Source organism: Cupriavidus phytorum (assembly GCF_003254285.1).
GTDB classification, from domain to species: Bacteria; Pseudomonadota; Gammaproteobacteria; order Burkholderiales; family Burkholderiaceae; genus Cupriavidus; species Cupriavidus phytorum.
The window spans coordinates 86241-104523 of sequence record NZ_QKZN01000009.1; the positions used below are offsets into that span (position 1 = coordinate 86241).

Genomic DNA, 18283 nt, shown 5'->3' on the forward strand with positions numbered 1-18283 from the left:
CGCTCAGCGGCGCAGGTTGTCCACCTGCGCGCGGGCGCCGTCGCGGCGCGCGGCCTCCGCCATCTCGTTGCTGACCACGGTCTGTCCGATCGGCGCCAGCGCAATGCCGGCCAGCTTCAGGTGCTGGATCGCGAACGGGATGCCGATGATGGTGACGAAGTTGGCCACCGCCGCCATCACGTGCCCGATGGCCAGCCACACGCCGGCAAAGACAAACCACAGCACATTGCCCACCAGCCCGAGCGCACCAGTGCCGACATCGTCGCGCCCGGTCAGCTCGCGCCGGCTGATGGCCTGCTTGCCGAACGGAAAGAAGGTGAAGCTGCCGATCACGAAGCAGGCCTTGCCCCAGGGAATGCCGATGATCGAGATAAAGGCCAGCAGCCCTGCCAGCCACCAGGCCAGGCCCATCACCACGCCGCCAAGGATGAACCAGAGGAAGTTGCCGATCGCGCGCATGCTGTCGTTGCACCAGTGAAGAGAGGAACACGCATGATACGCAATGGCGTCGCGCCGGCATGGCGCAAGAGGGCTTGCGCGGCAAAAGCGTACCCGTTTCTGCGTGCTGCGGCGGGGCCATTCAAAGCCATGCCGCGGCGCCTGCGGGCCGGCTAAAACGCCTGCTTTGGCTGGCTAGCCAACGCACGCGACTGCGTCGCCTTCCCGGCTTGCGGGCGCAAAGCGTACCCGTTTCTGCGTGCTGATCGGTGGGCTGTCGCGTTTGGCAAGCCCGGTAACGCGGCGATCTGAGGCGCGCATCGGAAAGCGTTTCGGAATCGCGGCGAATTTCGTTCCCGTTTTCAGACTCCGACCCTGGCCGTGGACCGTCCATCCCCGGAACATGACCTGGGCGCGATGAACGGGGAAGCAAGATGGATGTGCAGGTGCGGGAGCTCCACGGAAACTGGGATCTGGGCTTTGCACTGGACAAGCACACCCGCAGCAGCATCTATCTGGGCGAAGACGCATGGGGTCATGCCATGTTCGAGACGAAGCGTTCCCCGGCCGGCGAGGCACTCTATCAGTTAAAGTACCGACAGGACTGGAGCCAGGCTCAGCCCATCGCCATGCAAATCGCCGAGAGTATCTACCCCCGCTTTCCCGACGTCGGCTGCATTGTTACCATGCCGGCGTCCCGACATCGCGCCCGGCAGCCTGTACTGGAAGTTGCGACTGCCCTTGGTAGAATCGTGTGCCGCCCCGTCCATTACCGAACCTTGTCCAAGGCACGGACAGGACAAGGCCTGAAGGACATGGGAACGAAAGCGTCTCGCGTGGCGGTACTGGCCGGGCAGATCAGGCTGCATGACGAAATGCCCGGATCCACGCGTCGCAATGTCTTGCTGATCGACGACCGGTACGACACAGGCGCATCGTTGGAGGAAGCGTGCCGGGTTCTGAGAGGTTACGCGAAGGTCGCAGGTATCTACGTAGTGACCATAACGTGGTGAGGTGCGACGGATGAGCAAGATCTTTGTTGCGGGCTCGATCAGCATCAGGCAACTCGATCCCATGGTCAAAGCACGCATCGATAGCATTGTCGCGGGCGACCACACCGTCATCATCGGCGACGCAAACGGAGCCGACAGTTCCGTCCAGGCATATTTAAGCAGCAAGGATGCGGCACAGATCGTCGTCTACTGCAGCGGGCCCAAGCCTCGCAACAACCTGGGCGGCTGGGCAGTGGTTTGTGTCGACGCCAGGCATGCAGCGCCTGGCACGCGCGCCTATTTCACCGCGAAGGATATCGAGATGGCGAAGGCCGCGGACTTCGGCCTGATGATCTGGGATGCTCGCAGCACCGGTACGCTTCACAACGTCATGGAGTTGCTGCTGCGCGGAAAGGTAGCGGTCGTCTTTATCAATACGACTAGGTCCTTCCTGACCGTGCGCGGTGTTGAGCAACTCGAGCGGTTGCTTTCGTTCATGGCGGCGCCGGCCTTGCACAGAGCACAAGACAAACTGGATCTGCGCTCCCGCTTCAGCCAGTTGCGCAACGGGCAGGCCGCAATGTTTGCCGACGCAGGCTAAGCCGGAAACACCACCCTGACCCGCAACCCCGGGCCGGCATCCTCCAGCACCACCCGCGCGCCATGCGACTGCGCGATCTCGGCGACGATGGCGAGGCCCAGGCCGCTGCCGCCGGTCGGCGCATCGGCGACGCGATAGAAGCGGTCGAACACGCGCGCGCGCTCTTCGGCGGGGATGCCCGGGCCGTTGTCGCTGACCACCAGTTCCACGCTGCGGCCGTCGGCACCGCGCCGCACCGCGACGTCGATGCGGCCGCCGGCGGGGATGTATGCGAGCGCGTTGTCCAGCAGGTTGGTCAGCAGGATGCGCAAGGCATCGGCATCGCCGCGCACGACGGCGGGGGTGGCGTCGGCGCTGCCGTCCAGGCCCAGGTCGATGTCGCGATCGAGCGCGGCCTGGGCCATCTCGGCGACCACGGCCGCGGCCATCTGATGCAGTTCCACCGGTTCGTGCGGGGGCACGGCCGCGCCGGGTTCCTGCCGCGCCAGCGTCAGCAGCTGGGTCACCAGGTGGGTCAGCCGCTCCAGCCCCTGGCGCAGCTTGGCGATGGCTTCGTCGCGTGCGGCGCCGTCGTCGGCACGCTCGACCAGTTGTGCCTGCAGCTGCAGCGCGGTCAGCGGCGTGCGCAGCGCGTGCGCGGCATCGGCGACGAAGGCGCGCTGGGTGTCGATAGCATGCGAGAGCCGCGCCAGCAGCTGGTTCAGCGCCGCGCTCAGCGGCGCGATCTCGTCGGGCATCGGGCGCACCGCCAGCGGCGCCAGCGTGTTGGCGTCGCGTGCGCGCACCTCGGTGGCGATCTCGCGCAGCGGCCGCAGGCCGCGGCCCACCGCCATCCACACCAGCCAGCCCAGCAGCGGCAGCAACAGCAGCAGCGGCGCCACCGTGCGCAGCGCCATGCGCGCGGCCAGCGTGCGGCGCGCGCTCATCGGCTGCGCGATCTGCACCACGGCGGGCCCCAGCTGCATGCTGTACAGGCGCCACTCCCCCTGCTGCGTGGTCACGTTGGAAAAACCCAGCTCGGCGCGCGCGGGCAGTTCCGGATGCGAGTGCGACAGGTAAAGGCTGCGCCCGGAGCCATCCCAGATATGGATCACCACATCCTCGTCGGCATGCGCGAGGTCGCCGGGCGCGCCGATGAAGGGCGGCGCCACCGGGTTGGGAAACTGGCTCGGCAGCGCCGCGGCCATCTGCTTCATCTGGTAGTCGAACAGCGCGTTGGCCTCCTGCCGCGCCTGCCCGTAGATCAGCGCGGTGGCGATGGCGATCCCGGCCACCAGGCCGGCCGCCAGCCAGGCCAGCAGCGTTCGCTGGATCGAGCGCATCAGCTGCCCTCCTCCTCGCCAGCGGCCGCCGCTTCGCTGTCCAGGCGCGGCACCACATAGCCCACGCCGCGGATATTGCGGATCAGCGCCGCGCCGAACTTCTTGCGCAGCGCGTGGATGTAGACCTCGACGGTATTGCTGCCGACCTCGTCGTCCCAGCCATAGAGCCGCTCCTGCAGCTGCGGCACCGACCACACCTTGCCCGGGCGCGCCATCAGCGCCGACAGCAGCGCGAACTCGCGCGCCGACAGCCGCACCGGTTCGCCGCGGCAGGTGGCTTCGCGCGTGGCGGGGTTGAGCACGATGTCGCCGTAGGTGACCAGCGGTTCGGCGCGCCCCGCGGCGCGGCGTGCCAGCGCGTGCATGCGCGCGGCCAGCTCCTGCAGGTCGAAGGGCTTGACCAGGTAATCATCGGCGCCGGCATTGAGTCCGGCGACACGGTCGGCAACGGCGTCGCGCGCGGTCAGGATCAGCACCGGCGTGGGCACGCCGCGCGCCCGCAGCGCGCGCAGCACCTCCAGGCCGGGGCGGCGCGGCAGCCCCAGGTCAAGCAGGATCAGGTCGTAGCAAGCCTGCCCGTCCGCCGCGGTGCTGGCCGCGGCCAGGCCCGCCTCGCCGTCGCGCACCCAATCGACGGCAAAGCCTTCCTGGCGCAGCGCCAGCTTGACGCTCTCGCCGATCATGGCGTCGTCTTCAACCAGCAGCACGCGCATGGCTAACCGTTCCCGCCCGCGCCGCCGAGGCGTTCGGCCAGCGCCTGCGCCAGCCCCGCCAACGCCGGATGGCTGGCGGTGATGACATGGACCGGCACCGCCTCGAGCCAGCCGCGCATGCGACCCTTGGCGACAAAGCGCTCGGCGAACACCGACTCCCGCAGCGCCGGCACGAAGCGCGGCAGGATGCCGCCGCCCAGATAAACCCCGCCGCGCGCCCCGATCACCAGCGCGATGTCGGCCGCGACCGAGCCCAGCAACCCGAAGAACACCGCCATGGCGCGCTGGCACAGCGGGTCGTTGCGCTCGAATGCGCCCGCGGTGACCTGCGCCGGCTGCAGCGGCGCGAGCAAAAGCGTACCCGTTTCTGCGGCCAGCGCGGCATGGATATGCGACAGGCCGCTGCCGCTCAGCAGCCGCTCGGCCGAGACCCGGCCGACGTTGCGATGGGCCGCGCGCCACGCGATCCATTCGTCGTCGGTGTCGGGCATCAGCTCGATATGGCCGCCTTCGCCGGCCAGCGCCACGGTCTGCCCGCCCGGTGCCGGCACCAGCCCGGACACGCCCAGGCCGGTGCCGGGCCCGACCAGCGCCAGCGGCGCGCTGCGCACCGCGGTGCCGGCGCGCACCTGCGCCAGGCCGTCGGCGGGCAAGTGCGGCAGCGCCAGCGCCAGCGCGGTGAAGTCGTTGATGGCCACCAGCGTCTGCAGCCCCAGCGCGCGCCGCATGCCGTCGATCGAGAAGGTCCAGTTGTGGTTGGTCAGCCGGACCTGGTCGCCGGTCACCGGATTTGCCAGGCCGATCGCGGCGTGACGCGGCGTGGCCTGGCCCGCGCCGGCGAGGCCGTCGAGGTACTGGCGCAGCGCCGCCTCCAGCGACGGAAAATCCGCCACCTTCAGCGCCGTCACCGGCCCGATCCGCATGGGCGCGGTCTCCAGCGCAAAGCGCACGTTGGTGCCGCCTACATCGCCGAGCAGGCGCGGGAAGTCAGCGGAGAAGGATGCGGTAGTGGCCATGGCAGCGGATCTCGTTCCTCGCGCAAAGGCGGGCAAGTGGGGCGGTCAGGTCTTGAACACGTCAAAGCCGTGCCGGTGCCGCGACAGCACCAGGCTCACCGGCAACGACGGCGTGGGGCCCTGCAGCGCGCGCTCCAGCACCGCGGCCTTGGCCGCGCCGGAGACGGAAAGGAACACGCGCTCGGCGGCCAGCAGCGCGGCCAGGTTCAGCGTAATGCGCGCATGCGGCGCCACCGACGGATGAGTGATGGCGTAGCCCGGCTGCGGCTCGCTCAACGCGCTCTGCAATTCGGGCGCATCCGGGAACAGCGAGGCGGTGTGGCCGTCCTCGCCCATGCCCAGCACCACCACGTCGGGCTGGCGGAACGCGGCGTTGGCGCGCGCCACCGCCTGCGCGGGCGCGGCGGCGTCCTGCGCGTCGGCGATCAGCGGCACGAAGGCGGCGCTGGCCGCGGCCTCGCGCAACAGGTGGGCGCGCACCAGCGCGGCGTTGCTGTCGGCGTGGTCGGGCGGCACCACGCGTTCGTCGACCAGCGTAACGGTCACCGCGTCCCAGCGCACGTGCCGGTGGCGCAGCCGCTCGAACATCGCCACCGGCGAGCGTCCGCCCGAGACCGCCAGCACCGCCCAGCCCTTGACGCGCACGGCGAGCTCCAGCGCATTGCCGATCGAGATCGCCAGGGCCTCGGCCTGGTCCATCGGCGTGGGATGTTCAAACAGGCGCATGGCGGCTTCCTTTGCAGTGGTGCGAGCCGATGGCTCAGGCTTCCTCGTGCCACAGGCCGCCGTCGCGCGACATCAGCGCCGACGACGCCGCCGGGCCCCAGGTGCCGGCGGTATAGGGCTTGGGCGGGACCGTGCTGGCTTCCCACGTGTCGATGATGGGCTCGACCCAGCGCCACGCCTGCACCTGCTCGTCGCGGCGCACGAACAGGCCCAGCCGGCCGCGGATCACGTCCAGCAGCAGCCGTTCATAGGCGCCGGCGCGGCGCACCTTGAACGAGTTGGCGAAGTCCAGGTCGAGCGAGGTGGGCGTCAGCTCCAGCGTATCGCCGGGCTGCTTGACCAGGCAGTACAGGCGGATGCTTTCCTCGGGCTGCAGCTGGATCACCAGCCGGTTCTGCGGCGACTGCGTCAGCGGCCGCGGGAAGATCGCGTGCGGCACGTCGCGGAAGTGGATCACGATCTCGGCCACACGCGACTGCATGCGCTTGCCGGTGCGCAGGTAGAACGGCACGCCCTCCCAGCGCCAGTTGGCGATCTCGGCCTTGATCGCGACAAAGGTCTCGGTACGGCTGTCCGGCGCGATGCCTTCTTCCTCGAGGTAGCCGGGCACCGGCTTGCCGCCGATGGCGCCGGAGCGATACTGGCCGCGCACGGTCTTCTCGGCCACGTCCTGCGGCGTGATCGGCCTGAGCGCCTTCAGGATCTTGATCTTCTCGTCGCGGATGGCGTCTTCGCTCAAGCTGGCCGGAGGCTCCATCGCCACCATGCACAGCAGCTGCAGCAGGTGGTTCTGCACCATGTCGCGCAGCGCGCCGGTGCGGTCATAGAAATCGCCGCGCGTTTCCACGCCCAGTTCTTCGGCGATGGTGATCTGCACGTCCTGCACCCACTCGCGGCGCCACAGCGGCTCGAACAGCGCGTTGCCGAAGCGGATCGCCATCAGGTTCTGCACCGACTCCTTGCCCAGGTAATGGTCGATGCGGTAGATCTGCTCTTCGGCAAAGAACTTCGCCACCGCGGAGTTGATGGCCTCGTTCGATTCCAGGTCATGGCCCAGCGGCTTTTCCAGCACGATGCGCACATTGGGTGCGTGGCGCGTATTCAGGCCGGTGCGCGCCAGCTGCTCGCAGATCGACACGAACAGGTGCGGCGCGGTGGCGAGATAGCACACCACCACCTCGGGCTTGCGCGACAGCAGCTGCTCGGCCAGCGCATCGAAGTGCGCCGGCACGCGTGCATCGGCCTGCACGTAGACGATGCGCGCGCAGAATCTGTCCCATGACTCGGGCGGCGCATGGGCCAGCGCGGGACGCACGCTCTGTTCCAGCGAGGCGATGTAGTCCGCGCTCGACATCGGCTGGCTGCCGGTGGCGAGGATGCGTGCGGCCGGATGCAGCAGCCCCGCGTGGTGCGCATCGAACAGGGACGGCAGCAGCTTGCGCCGCGCCAGGTCGCCGGTGCCGCCAAACAGCACCATGTCGAAATCAGGCATGCTCACCCTGCGCTCCTTGAGGATTCGAGTTGTCGCGGCCGGCGCGCAATGGCCGGCCGAGTTGCGGCCAGTTTACGTGAGTCGCCCCGGCTTGGCGAGGCAAGCGTACCCATTTCTGCGTGGTTGGCGTCGGCCGCGTGCGGGCCATCAGGCGCCCTGCGCCGTGCAGGGCCCGGCAAAGTGCGCTAGGCTGAAAGCTCCCCCGCAGGAGAACCCCATGCCACGTCATCCAGTGCTCGAGCGGGTCACCGCCCGCATCGTCTCCCGCAGCACCGCCTCGCGCCAGGCGTATCTTGACCGCACCCGCGCCATGGCCGGGCAGAAGGTCGAACGCGCGCAGCTTTCCTGTACCAACCTCGCCCACGCGGTGGCCGCCATGCCGGACGCCGCCAAGATCCGGCTGAAGGCCGACGAGCGGCCCAACCTGGCCATCGTCTCGGCCTACAACGACATGCTGTCCGCGCACCAGCCGCTGGCCGCGTTCCCGCAATGGCTCAAGGAAGCCGCGCTCGAAGCCGGCGGCACCGCGCAGTTTGCCGGCGGCACGCCGGCGATGTGCGACGGCGTCACGCAGGGCCAGGACGGCATGGACCTGTCGCTGTTCTCGCGCGACGTGATCGCGCTGGCCACGGCGGTGGCGCTGTCGCACCAGATGTTCGATGGCGCGCTGTACCTGGGCGTGTGCGACAAGATCGTGCCCGGCCTGGTGATGGGCGCGCTCTCCTTCGGCCACCTGCCCGCGGTGTTCGTGCCGGGCGGGCCGATGACCACCGGCATCAGCAACGACGAGAAGGCGCATACGCGGCAGCTCTATGCGGAAGGCAAGATCGGCCGCAAGGAACTGCTCGAGGCCGAGACCCGCTCCTACCACGGGCCCGGCACCTGCACCTTCTACGGCACCGCGAATTCGAACCAGATGCTGATGGAAATGATGGGCCTGCATCTGCCGGGCACGGCCTTCGTCAATCCCAACACGCCGCTGCGCGAAGCGCTCACGCGCGAGGCCGCGCGCCAGGCGCTGAAGCTGGTGCACGGCGGCGAGCGCTATACGCCGGTGGCCGAGGTGCTGGACGAGCGCGCCTTCGTCAACGGCATCGTCGGGCTGCTGGCCACCGGCGGCTCGACCAACCACACGCTGCACCTGATCGCGATGGCGCGCGTGGCCGGCATCGTGCTGAGCTGGGACGATTTCGACGAACTGTCGGCGGTGGTGCCGCTGCTGGCGCGCGTGTACCCGAATGGCAAGGCCGACGTGAACCAGTTCCAGGCCGCCGGCGGGCTGGCGGTGGTGATCCGCGGCCTGCTCGCACTCGGTCTGCTGCACGACGACGTCACCACCATCGTCGGCCAGGGCCTGCAGGACTACACGCGCGAGCCGGTGCTGCGCGACGGCCAGCTGACGTGGATCGACGGCCCCGCCGCGCCGCTCGATGACAGCATCGTGCGCACCGCCGACGCGCCCTTTGCGCCGGACGGCGGCATCAAGCTGCTCGACGGCAAGCTGGGCCGCGCGGTGATCAAGACCTCGGCGGTCAAGCCCGAGCACCAGGTGGTGCAGGCGCCGGCGATCGTGTTCGAGCATCAGGACGATGTGCTGCATGCCTTCAAGCGCGGCGAGCTGGAGCGCGACTTCATTGCGGTGCTACCCTGGCAGGGCCCGGCGTCGTGCGGCATGCCGGAGCTGCACAAGCTCACGCCCACGCTGACGGTGCTGCAGGACCGCGGCTTCCATGTGGCGCTGGTGACCGACGGACGCATGTCGGGTGCATCGGGCAAGGTCCCGGCCGCCATCCATGTCTGCCCGGAAGCGCTGCGCGGCGGCGCGATCGCGCGCGTGCGCAGCGGCGACATGATGCGCGTCGACGCGACCACGGGCACGCTCGACGTGCTGGTGCCCGACGACGAATGGCAGGCGCGCACGCCGGCGCGCCCGGACCTGAGCGCCAATCGCCATGGCGTCGGCCGCGACCTGTTCGCAACCTTCCGCCGCCAGGTCAGCACGGCCGAAAGCGGGGCCTGCACGCTGTTCTCGGACGAGGCCGAGGCGCAGGACGCGCGCGGCTAGCCCGGTTGGCGCGCGGGCTGGCGCGTCGGCTGCTGCGTCGGCTGGTGCGACTGCGTCGCGGCCGGCCGCGACGCTGCCGACGGCGCGCTGTCGGCCACCTTCACCACGCCCGGCACCGACGACGCGCCCGGCACGTGCAGCTCCTGGATCGGCACCGCCAGCTTGCTGCCGGCCTGCTCCAGCACCTGCTTGATGCGCTCGTAGAAGGCGAAGCGCACGTTCCAGTAATCGTCGTTCGAGGTCCAGTAGCGCACGTTCAGCGTAATGCCCTGCTGGGTGTAGTTGACCACCATGGTTTCGGGGGCGGGCTCGGCCAGCAGCCGCGGCTCGCGCGCCAGCATCGCGCGCAGCGCTTCCAGGCTGCGCTGCACGTCGCTGTCGAAGGTCACCGTGGCCTCGATGTCGGCGCGCCGCGTCGCGTTCTCGCTGTAGTTGGTGATGGCGCTGCCCCACAGCTTGCCGTTGGGCACGCGCAGGCAGACGCCGTCGAAGGTGGTCAGCTCGGTCATGAAGAGCCCGGTTTCGCGCACGGTGCCGGCCACGCCCTGCGCGTCGATGTACTGGCCCACGCGGAACGGGCGCAGCAGCACCAGCATGATGCCGGCGGCAATGTTCTGCAGCGTGCCCTGCAGCGCCAGACCGATCGCCAGGCCGGCAGCGCCCAGCATGGCGATGATGCTGGCGGTCTGCACGCCGAACTGCGACAGCACCAGCACGATGGTCAGCACGCGCACCATCCACTGCAGCGCATTGGCCAGCAGCGGGCGCATGGTGGCATCGACATGGGTGCGGCCCAACGCAGCGCGCGCCGCGGTACCGACACGGCCCGACAGCCACCAGCCGATCATCAGGATCAGGATGGCCGCGAGGCAGTTCATGCCCTGGTTGATGCCGAAGCGGACCAGGTAGGACCAGCCCGCCTCAAGCTGGTCGGCATCGATAAAGTTGAGATCCATGGGAGCGGCTCCGTTTGCGGTTGTTGTCAGGGTTGTCGACGGTGCTGGCCTGGGGCGGCGATGCGTACCCGTTTCTGCGTGCCGTGGCGATGCCCGGACAGACTTGCCCGAACGCTGGCAAGAGGTTCACGCTTGACAAATTAATGCGCATTGAATGCACGATGTCAGACGTTCACCGACAAAGCCGGAAACACGGCACATAGAAGGGGACAGGCGAAGCCCAGGCGGGTTCCCAAGACTTGGGCCGGATTTGGTGGGGTGTCAGCGCCAGGCCTTGCGCCGCAACGGCTGGCGCCGGACCGCCCGCAAGCGCGTGAACGCTACGCGCCCGCGCGCCAGACGCCGGGCGTGACGCCGAACGCGGCCTGGAAACGCCGGCTCAGGTGGCTGGCGGAGGCAAACCCGGCGCGGGCGGCGACTTCATGCAGCGGGCGGCGCGGATCGGCCAGCAGCCGTTGCGCCCGCTCCAGGCGGGTCTGCAGCACCCAGGCATGCGGCGGCATGCCGAACGAGACGCGGAACATGCGCGCGAAGTGGAATTCCGACAGTCCCACCATGGCCGCCAGTTCGCCCAGCGTCGGGTTGCTGTCGGGATGGCTTTCGATCCAGTCGCGCACGGTTCGCCGCGCCTGCGCCGACAAGCCACCGCGCCAGTCGGTCGGGGCGGCGCGGCCGGCATGGTTCAGCACCAGGTGGCTGAGCGCCTCGTGCGCCAGCGCATTGCCGGCCAAGCGGGACTCGGGCAAGCGCCAGTCGAGCGCGGCAAGCTGCTGGCTCAGGGCATGCAGGCGCGGATCGTCGGCAAAGGTCAGGTCGCGCAAGGCCACCGAGCGCGGTTCGCGGTCGAGCAGGCGCACGCAGTGCCGGGCCAGGGTTTCGGGACGGAAATACAGATGCAGGAAGCGCTGCGGGCCGCCGACATGCCAGCGCGACTCGTGGTCGGCCGGCAACAGGCACAGCCTGCCCGGGGCGCCCTTGTTGCCGGGCTGGTCGCGCCGGTAGGTGGCGTGGCCGCCCTGCAGGTAGACCGACATGGTGTGGTGGCCGGGCCTCGCATAGCCTGTGCTGTCGTCCCGGTTGCGCCACAGCGCCACGCCCAGGCCATCGCCCAGCGGGGCGGCGCGCTCCAGCGAAGCGCGCGAGCCGCTGAGCGCGGCGAACACCGCGTGGCGCTGGAGCGGATCGGTCGGCAAGGTCATGTGGCGCAAGGCGTGGCGGGATGCGGGCGGCTATGCGGTCGGCGATGCGGGTGGCAACAATCGGGCACGACTTTCAGCGACGAAAGTTGGCGCGCGAGGCCTCACTATACCGCCGTCAGCACCACTGCCGCGCACGCAGAAACGGGTACGCTTTGGCTGTCGCCATGCCGCCCTGCACGCGCCCCGCGGCCAGTTCACGCGGGATGTTCATGCAGCTTGTCGCGCGCCGCCAGTGCCGGGAACAGGCGCATCCACACCGCCACCACCAGCAGCGTGCCGACGCCGCCCAGGACCACCGCGCCGACCGGGCCGAACAGCGCGGCGGTGACGCCTGACTCGAACTCGCCCAGCTGGTTGGAAGCGCCGATAAACACCGAATTGACGGCGCCGACGCGCCCGCGCATGTCGTCGGGCGTGTCGAGCTGGACCAGCGTGGAGCGCACCACCACGCTGATCATGTCGGAAGCGCCCAGCACCACCAGTGCCGCCATCGACAGCGGCAGCCAGGTCGAGACCCCGAACACCACCGTGGCGACGCCGAACACCGCCACCGCGGCAAACATCACGCGTCCGGCGCGCCGGTTCAGCGGATGGCGCGCCAGCCACAGCGCCATCGCCAGCGCGCCGATGGCCGGGGACGAGCGCAGCAGCCCCAGCCCCCACGGTCCGGTATGCAGGATGTCGCGCGCGTAGATCGGCAACAGCGCCGCGGCGCCGCCCAGCAGCACCGCGACCATGTCCAGCGAGATCGCGCCCAGCAGCACCGGACGGCTGCGGATATAGGCGAAACCGGCAAAGACGGTGCGCACGCTGACCGGCGCGGTCAGCCGCTGCGCCGTCTGGCGCAGCGTGATGCCGCCCACCAGCACGGCGGCGATGGCGAACAGCGTCGCGCTCAGCGTGTACACCACTCCCGGGCCGGCGACATAGGCGAAGCCGCCGATGGCCGGGCCGATGATGATGGCGGCCTGCCCCGCCGAGCTGGCCAGCGCGACCGCGCGCGGCAGTTGGCGCGGCGTGACCACGCTGGGCAGCAAGGCCTGCAGCGTGGGGTTCTCGAACGCGCGGGTGGCGCCGATCAGCGCGACGAAGACAAAGATGTGGTGGCTGTCGATCCAGCCGCCCAGGCTGGCGGCGGCCATGCCGGCGGCCAGCAGCGCCTCGAGCGACTGGCAGGTGCGCACGATGCGGCGCCGGTCGAAGCGGTCCGCCACGTGGCCCGACATCAGGATCAGCGCCACCGACGGCAGGAACTGCACCAGCCCGACCATGCCCAGCATCAGCGGGTCGCGCGTCAGGTCGTACATCTGCCAGCCCACCGCCACGGTAAAGATCTGGTAGCCGATGGTGGTGCAGAGCCGCGCGAACCAGTAGCGGCGAAAGACGGAATCACGGAAGACGCTGTCCGGCTCGGCGGCCGGGACGGTGGCAGGGGAAGACATGGATGGGGCAGGAAGGGAGCGGAGCTTGCGTCCGGGAAGCGGGTTCGCCGTGCGCAAAAGGCAGATTCTAAAGCGTGCGCTTAATTGCTGCATGCAGATGCCCACGCCTGCACACGGGATACTCAAAATGTGCCGGTTGAAGCGCGAATGTTGCCTCGTTGTCAGCACAATGATGCAGAGACGCGACACGTGCCCGCGATGCAATGCAGGGCTTCTCGCTTTTGAGAATCACTCGCATTTATAATCGCCGCCCATTGGCGCGACCGTCCGGACCACCGCTTCCGGCGCAGCGGGACGCGCCGCTCTCCCCAGGAACCTCACCTTGCAGCCCGCTTTCCGCCTGACCGGGGGTGCCATCGGCGCCGCCCTGCTGTTTGCCCAGATCGCCGCCATGCCGGCCCATGCCGCCGAACCGGCTTCCGCGACGCCCGTCACCCCTGCCGCCGCCAGTGCCGAAGCCACGCTGAACACGGTCACCGTGGTCGGCAACTGGCTCGAAAACGCCAACGAGGCCAAGGTGCTGGAGCATCCGGGCGCGCGCACCATCGTCGACCGCGAGACCTTCGCCGAAGCCGGCGCCAACAATGTGCGCGAAGTGCTGCGCCGCATCCCGGGCGTGCAGGTGCAGGAGAACAACGGCACCGGCGGCAGCGATGTCTCGCTGAACGTGGGTGTGCGCGGGCTCGCTTCGCGGCTGTCGCCGCGCTCGACCATCCTGATGGACGGCGTCCCGCTGGCGGTGGCCCCCTACGGCCAGCCGCAGCTGTCGATGGCGCCGCTGTCGCTGGGCAACCTCGAGACCATCGACGTGGTGCGCGGCGCGGGCTCGGTGCGCTATGGCCCGCAGAACGTGGGCGGCATCATCAACTTCGTGACGCGCCCGATTCCGACGACCTTCGCCGCCGATGCCTCGGTCTCGACCGACATCTACAGCCACGGCGGCAACGTCAAGACCAACCCGACCGCATTCATCGGCGGCACCAACGCGCAGGGGCTGGGCGGCGCGCTGCTGTACTCGGGCATCCACGGCAACGGCTATCGCGCCAGCAACGATCACGTCAATATCGACGACCTGCTGCTCAAGGGCGCGTACCGGATCTCGAAGACCGACTCGCTCAGCGCCGCGTTCCACTACTACGAAGGCACGGCCGGCATGCCGGGCGGCCTGACGCCAGGGCAATACGCCGCCGACCCGTTCCAGTCGGTGCGCCCCTATGACAACTTCAGCGGACGGCGCCACGATTTCAGCCTGAAATACAGCCACAACGACGCTGACCGCAAGTTCGAGGTGCTGACCTACTACACCGACAGCTTCCGCGGCAGCAATATCGAGCAGGAAGGCACGGGCGCGCAGGCCGGCCGGCGCCGCCTGACCGCGGCTCCGCGCAACTATCACACCTTCGCGATCGAGCCGCGCTACTCGCAGCTGTTCCGCGGCGACAGCATGAGCCACGAGGTCAGCGTGGGCTACCGCTTCCTGCGCGAAGCCAGCGACGAGCAGGCATCGCGCACCGCCTACTACGTGCCGGGTTCGGTCGATGCCACCACGCTGCCGTCGCCGGTCTACCAGTGGCGCACCGGCGGCACCACCGCCAACGCGGTCTATATCGACGACACCATCAACGTCGGCAACTGGACCATCACCCCCGGCCTGCGCTACGAGTTCATCCGCTCGTACGTGACCGACAACTTCAGCGGTGTGCGCCGCGACGTGTCGTCCAACGAGCCGCTGCCGTCGCTGGCGGTGATGTACCACGTCAGCGACCAGTGGAAGCTGTTCGCCAACGCCGGCGTGTCGTTCGGCCCGCTGCAGTATTTCCAGATCGCGCAGACCACCAATGGACTGACGCCGGAAAAGGCCAAGACCTACGAGATCGGCACGCACTTCAACGCCAATGGCTGGGGCGGCGAGCTGACGCTGTTCAACATCGACTTCGACGACGAGCTGCAGCTGCGCGGCGGCACCGGCGGCGCGCCGGATGCTTGGACCAACCTCGGCGCCACCACCCATCGCGGCGTCGAATCGTCGCTGCGCTATGACTTCGGCGCGCTCGACAAGGCGCTGATGGGCCTGTCGGCCTACGCCACCTACACCTACACCGAAGCCACCTACAACCAGGGCAACTTCGCCGGGCGCGACCTGCCGTTCTATTCGCGCCACGTGGCCACGGTGGGCATGCGCTACGCGCGCAACCGCTGGTCGTTCAATGTCGATGGCTTTGCGCAGTCCAAGCAGCATTCGCCGGGCGACCCGAGCAATTCGACCACCTACCAGACCGCGGAAAGCGCCAACGGCGCGCTGGGCGATATCCCGGGCTATGCGCTGATGAACCTGCGCGTGGGCTATGACTTCGGCAAGGCGGCGCAGAACCTGAAGCTGGCGGTGGGCGTGAAGAACGTATTCGACAAGCGCTATTTCACGCGCTCGACCGACAACAATGCCGGCAAGTATGTGGGCATGCCGCGGACGTTCTATATCCAGGCGTCGCTGGCGTATTGATTGGCTTGAAAAGCGCCAGGCAAACCCTCGGAACAGCAAAACGGCTCGCCATTGGCGAGCCGTTTTGCTTGGCACGAGCGCGATGATCAGACGATCTCGCGCGTCTCCAGGAACTGCAGCTCCGGGAACCGTTCCTGCGTCAGCCGCAGGTTGACCATGCTCGGCGCCAGGTAGACATGGTCGCCGGCACCGTCCAGCGCCACGTTGTGCCCGGCCTTGGCGATCAGCTTCTCGATCTCCGCCGGCGTGCCCTTGAGCCAGCGCGCGGTGGCGCATTCATGCGATTCGAAAATGGCATCGACGCCGTACTCATGCTCGAGCCGGTGCGCCACCACGTCGAACTGCAGGATCCCCACGGCGCCCAGCACCAGGTCGTTGGACGCCAGCGGGCGGAACATCTGCGTGGCGCCCTCTTCGGCCAGCTGCTGCAGGCCCTTCTGCAGCTGCTTGACCTTGAGCGGGTTGTTCAGGCGCGCGCGGCGGAAGAATTCCGGCGCGAACGACGGGATGCCGGTGAACTTGAGCGGCTCGCCTTCGGTGAAGACATCGCCCAGGCGGATGGTACCGTGGTTGGGCACGCCGATGATGTCGCCGGCGTAGGCCTCTTCGGTGGTGTTGCGGTCCTGCGCCATGAAGGTGATGGCGTTGTTGATCGCCACGGTCTTGCCCGCGGACACGTGCAGCAGCTTCATGCCGCGCTCGAAGCGGCCCGAGCACACCCGCACGAAGGCAATGCGGTCGCGGTGGCGCGGATCCATATTGGCCTGGATCTTGAACACGAAGCCGGTGAACTTGGGCTCCTGCGGCTCGACCACGCGCGAATCCGTATTGCGCGCCAGCGGCGGCGGCGACAGCTCGCACAGCGCATCCAGCAGCGACTGCACGCCGAAGTTGTTGATGGCCGAGCCAAAGTACACGGGCGTCTGCTTGCCGTTGAGGAAGGCCTCCTTGTCGAAGGTGTGCGAGGCCCCGCGCACCAGTTCGATCTCGACGCGCAGCTCTTCGGCCTGGCTGCCGAGGATGCGGTCCAGCTCGGGATTGTCCAGGCCGTCGAGGATCGCGGAGGTGCCCTTGTCGCCGTGCGGGTCGAACAGCTGCACCTTGTCGTCGATCAAGTGGTAGACGCCGCGGAAGGCCTTGCCCATGCCGATCGGCCAGGTCATCGGCGCGCACTGGATCTGCAGCACGTCCTCGATTTCATCGAGCAATTCGATCGGCGAGCGGCCTTCGCGGTCGAGCTTGTTGATGAAGGTAAGGATGGGGGTGTCGCGCAAGCGGCAGACGTTCAGCAGCTTGATCGTCTGCGCTTCGACGCCGTTGACCGAGTCGATCACCATCACCGCCGAGTCCACCGCGGTCAGCGTGCGGTAGGTGTCTTCGGAGAAGTCCTCGTGGCCCGGGGTGTCGAGCAGGTTGACGATGTTCTCCTGCGCCTTGCCGTCCGCGCTGTCGCGCCGGTACGGGAACTGCATCACCGACGACGTCACCGAAATGCCGCGCTGCTTTTCCAGCTCCATCCAGTCCGAGGTCGCATGGCGGTCAGCCTTGCGCGCGCGCACTTCGCCCGCGACCTGGATCGCGCCGCCGAACCACAGCAGCTTTTCGGTCAGGGTGGTCTTGCCCGCGTCGGGGTGGGAGATGATGGCGAAGGTGCGACGACGCGCAATTTCAGGAACGAGCGAGCTCACGGCAGCGGAATCAGACTGGGAAATATTGGGATGGCCCGGCGGTGGCCGGAACCAGGACCGGCAGCGCCGCGGGCGGCCGCAGGGCCGGGCCCTGCGGGCACGCGAAGGGAATGGGGCGTTATTTTACCGGTTTGGGCGCCGCTACGGGATTTGCGTTGTCGCCGGCCGGGCCCGCGCCCTGCGCCTGTCCGCTGGGCGCGCTGCCGCTATTCGGCCAGCTTGTCCGCCGGCTTGCCGCGCAGGCTGCCGAACTGCAGCGCGTACTGGCGCGTCAGCTCGGCGCCGAAGAAAAAGATCTGTGCCGAGTAGTACACCCACAGCATCAGTGCCACCACCGATCCGGCGGCGCCATAGGACGAGGCCACGGCGCTGTTGCCCAGGTACAGCCCGATCAGCCGCTTGCCGATCGAGAACAGCAGCGCGGTGATGACCGCGCCCATGGTGACGTCGCGCCAGGCGATACGCGCATTCGGCAGCATCTTGAAAATCACCGCGAACAGCACGGTCACCACCGCGAACGAGAACAGCGAGGAGATCGCTTCGGCCACCGGCGCGAACCACGACTGCGTCCACAGCTGGCCCCAGATGCGCTCGACCACCGCCAGCCCCGCATTGACGATCAGCGACACCAGCAGCATGAAGGCCAGCACCAGCACCAGGCTGAACGACAGCAGGCGCGTGCGCAGCAGCTGGCGCCAGCCGGCGGTGTCGGGCACCGGCACGTGCCAGATGTCGTCCAGGCTGCTTTTGAGTTCGGCAAAGGCGCTGGTGGCGCCGACGAACAGGATGCCGGTCGCGATCAGCGCGGCCATGCCGCTGCCGCCGGCGCGGTGCGTCGCGGCCAGGATGCCCTCGATGGCGGCGGCGCCCTGGTCGCCGACCAGCCCTTCAAGCTGCGCGAAGATCTCGCCGCGCGCCGCCTCGGCGCCGAAGAACAGGCCGGCGATCGAGATCACCAGCACCAGGATCGGCGCCAGCGAGAACAGCATGTAGAAGGACAGCGCCGCACCCTTGCTGGCGGCACGGTGCGCGAACCACGAGGTAATCGCGGCGCCCACCACGCGCAGCGTGCGTGCGCCGGTGTGGCGGTCGGGCAGCCAGTGCGGGCGGTGCCGGCGCGGCGGCGGCACGCC

General features: G+C 68.7%; 15 protein-coding genes. 4 read left to right on the forward strand and 11 right to left on the reverse strand.

The genetic code is table 11. The annotated features are described in order from the left end of the window. Positions 1-3 precede the first annotated feature (3 nt). Complete coding sequence (locus C7416_RS21445) at positions 4-459, reverse strand: YccF domain-containing protein (protein ID WP_111520795.1); 456 nt, start codon at positions 457-459, stop codon at positions 4-6. A 413-nt stretch (positions 460-872) separates the two neighbouring features. Between C7416_RS21445 and C7416_RS21450 the strand changes: the two genes are divergently transcribed. Beyond that, positions 873-1451 (forward strand): ComF family protein, encoded by a 579-nt coding sequence (locus C7416_RS21450; protein ID WP_111520796.1) that lies wholly within the window; start codon positions 873-875, stop codon positions 1449-1451. A gap of 10 nt (positions 1452-1461) precedes the next feature. After that, positions 1462-2031, forward strand: coding sequence for a hypothetical protein (locus C7416_RS21455; protein WP_111520797.1), 570 nt, complete (start codon positions 1462-1464; stop codon positions 2029-2031). Here C7416_RS21455 and C7416_RS21460 read toward each other — a convergent pair. From C7416_RS21460 to zwf, 5 genes are read right to left on the reverse strand one after another with little or no spacing between them, the layout of a single operon-like run. Further along, complete coding sequence (locus tag C7416_RS21460) at positions 2028-3353, reverse strand: sensor histidine kinase (RefSeq protein ID WP_111520798.1); 1326 nt, start codon at positions 3351-3353, stop codon at positions 2028-2030. The genes C7416_RS21455 and C7416_RS21460 overlap by 4 nt on opposite strands. Next, positions 3353-4066, reverse strand: coding sequence for a response regulator (locus C7416_RS21465; RefSeq protein ID WP_111520799.1), 714 nt, complete (start codon positions 4064-4066; stop codon positions 3353-3355). Before C7416_RS21465 ends, C7416_RS21460 begins: the two co-directional genes overlap by 1 nt. Positions 4067-4068: 2 nt before the next feature. Further along, positions 4069-5082 (reverse strand): glucokinase, encoded by a 1014-nt coding sequence (glk, locus tag C7416_RS21470; RefSeq protein ID WP_111520800.1) that lies wholly within the window; start codon positions 5080-5082, stop codon positions 4069-4071. Between the two features lie 45 nt (positions 5083-5127). Then, positions 5128-5808 carry a 6-phosphogluconolactonase gene (gene pgl, locus C7416_RS21475; protein WP_111520801.1) on the reverse strand — a complete coding sequence of 227 codons (681 nt, stop codon included), beginning with the start codon at positions 5806-5808 and terminating at the stop codon, positions 5128-5130. 34 nt (positions 5809-5842) lie between these two features. Beyond that, entirely contained in the window at positions 5843-7300 is a 1458-nt protein-coding gene (gene zwf / locus C7416_RS21480; protein ID WP_062803942.1) for a glucose-6-phosphate dehydrogenase, read from the reverse strand. 217 nt (positions 7301-7517) lie between these two features. Here zwf and edd point away from each other — a divergent pair, with 217 nt between their 5' ends. Beyond that, positions 7518-9365, forward strand: coding sequence for a phosphogluconate dehydratase (gene edd / locus C7416_RS21485; RefSeq protein ID WP_111520802.1), 1848 nt, complete (start codon positions 7518-7520; stop codon positions 9363-9365). On the opposite strand, the gene C7416_RS21490 is transcribed toward edd, so the two are convergent. The 3 genes from C7416_RS21490 to C7416_RS21500 form a co-directional block, all read right to left on the reverse strand. After that, the gene (locus C7416_RS21490; RefSeq protein WP_111520803.1) at positions 9362-10321 is read right to left on the reverse strand and encodes a mechanosensitive ion channel family protein; all 960 of its coding nucleotides are present in this window, start codon (positions 10319-10321) and stop codon (positions 9362-9364) included. The two genes, edd and C7416_RS21490, sit on opposite strands and share 4 nt — an antisense overlap. 320 nt (positions 10322-10641) lie before the next feature. Beyond that, a complete protein-coding gene (locus tag C7416_RS21495; RefSeq protein ID WP_111520804.1) occupies positions 10642-11520 on the reverse strand; it encodes a helix-turn-helix domain-containing protein in 879 nt (292 codons plus the stop codon). 194 nt (positions 11521-11714) lie between these two features. Further along, positions 11715-12962, reverse strand: coding sequence for an MFS transporter (locus C7416_RS21500; RefSeq protein ID WP_111520805.1), 1248 nt, complete (start codon positions 12960-12962; stop codon positions 11715-11717). 322 nt (positions 12963-13284) lie between these two features. Between C7416_RS21500 and C7416_RS21505 the strand changes: the two genes are divergently transcribed. Then, positions 13285-15462: a TonB-dependent receptor family protein gene (locus tag C7416_RS21505; RefSeq protein ID WP_111520806.1), complete on the forward strand. Its 2178-nt coding sequence runs from the start codon at positions 13285-13287 to the stop codon at positions 15460-15462. Between the two features lie 86 nt (positions 15463-15548). On the opposite strand, the gene C7416_RS21510 is transcribed toward C7416_RS21505, so the two are convergent. Continuing rightward, on the reverse strand, positions 15549-17150 hold the full coding sequence (locus C7416_RS21510; RefSeq protein WP_062803948.1) for a peptide chain release factor 3: 1602 nt from the start codon (positions 17148-17150) through the stop codon (positions 15549-15551). A gap of 206 nt (positions 17151-17356) precedes the next feature. Then, positions 17357-18280 (reverse strand): YihY/virulence factor BrkB family protein, encoded by a 924-nt coding sequence (locus C7416_RS21515; protein WP_474078215.1) that lies wholly within the window; start codon positions 18278-18280, stop codon positions 17357-17359. Positions 18281-18283 lie beyond the last annotated feature (3 nt).

Bases quoted from the DNA above. Each gene is read 5' to 3' on its own strand.
- C7416_RS21445 (WP_111520795.1), bottom strand. From the start codon at position 459: ATGCGCGCGATCGGCAACTTCCTCTGGTTCATCCTTGGCGGCGTGGTG.
- C7416_RS21450 (WP_111520796.1), top strand. From the start codon at position 873: ATGGATGTGCAGGTGCGGGAGCTCCACGGAAACTGGGATCTGGGCTTT.
- C7416_RS21455 (WP_111520797.1), top strand. From the start codon at position 1,462: ATGAGCAAGATCTTTGTTGCGGGCTCGATCAGCATCAGGCAACTCGAT.
- C7416_RS21460 (WP_111520798.1), bottom strand. From the start codon at position 3,353: ATGCGCTCGATCCAGCGAACGCTGCTGGCCTGGCTGGCGGCCGGCCTG.
- C7416_RS21465 (WP_111520799.1), bottom strand. From the start codon at position 4,066: ATGCGCGTGCTGCTGGTTGAAGACGACGCCATGATCGGCGAGAGCGTC.
- glk (WP_111520800.1), bottom strand. From the start codon at position 5,082: ATGGCCACTACCGCATCCTTCTCCGCTGACTTCCCGCGCCTGCTCGGC.
- pgl (WP_111520801.1), bottom strand. From the start codon at position 5,808: ATGCGCCTGTTTGAACATCCCACGCCGATGGACCAGGCCGAGGCCCTG.
- zwf (WP_062803942.1), bottom strand. From the start codon at position 7,300: ATGCCTGATTTCGACATGGTGCTGTTTGGCGGCACCGGCGACCTGGCG.
- edd (WP_111520802.1), top strand. From the start codon at position 7,518: ATGCCACGTCATCCAGTGCTCGAGCGGGTCACCGCCCGCATCGTCTCC.
- C7416_RS21490 (WP_111520803.1), bottom strand. From the start codon at position 10,321: ATGGATCTCAACTTTATCGATGCCGACCAGCTTGAGGCGGGCTGGTCC.
- C7416_RS21495 (WP_111520804.1), bottom strand. From the start codon at position 11,520: ATGACCTTGCCGACCGATCCGCTCCAGCGCCACGCGGTGTTCGCCGCG.
- C7416_RS21500 (WP_111520805.1), bottom strand. From the start codon at position 12,962: ATGTCTTCCCCTGCCACCGTCCCGGCCGCCGAGCCGGACAGCGTCTTC.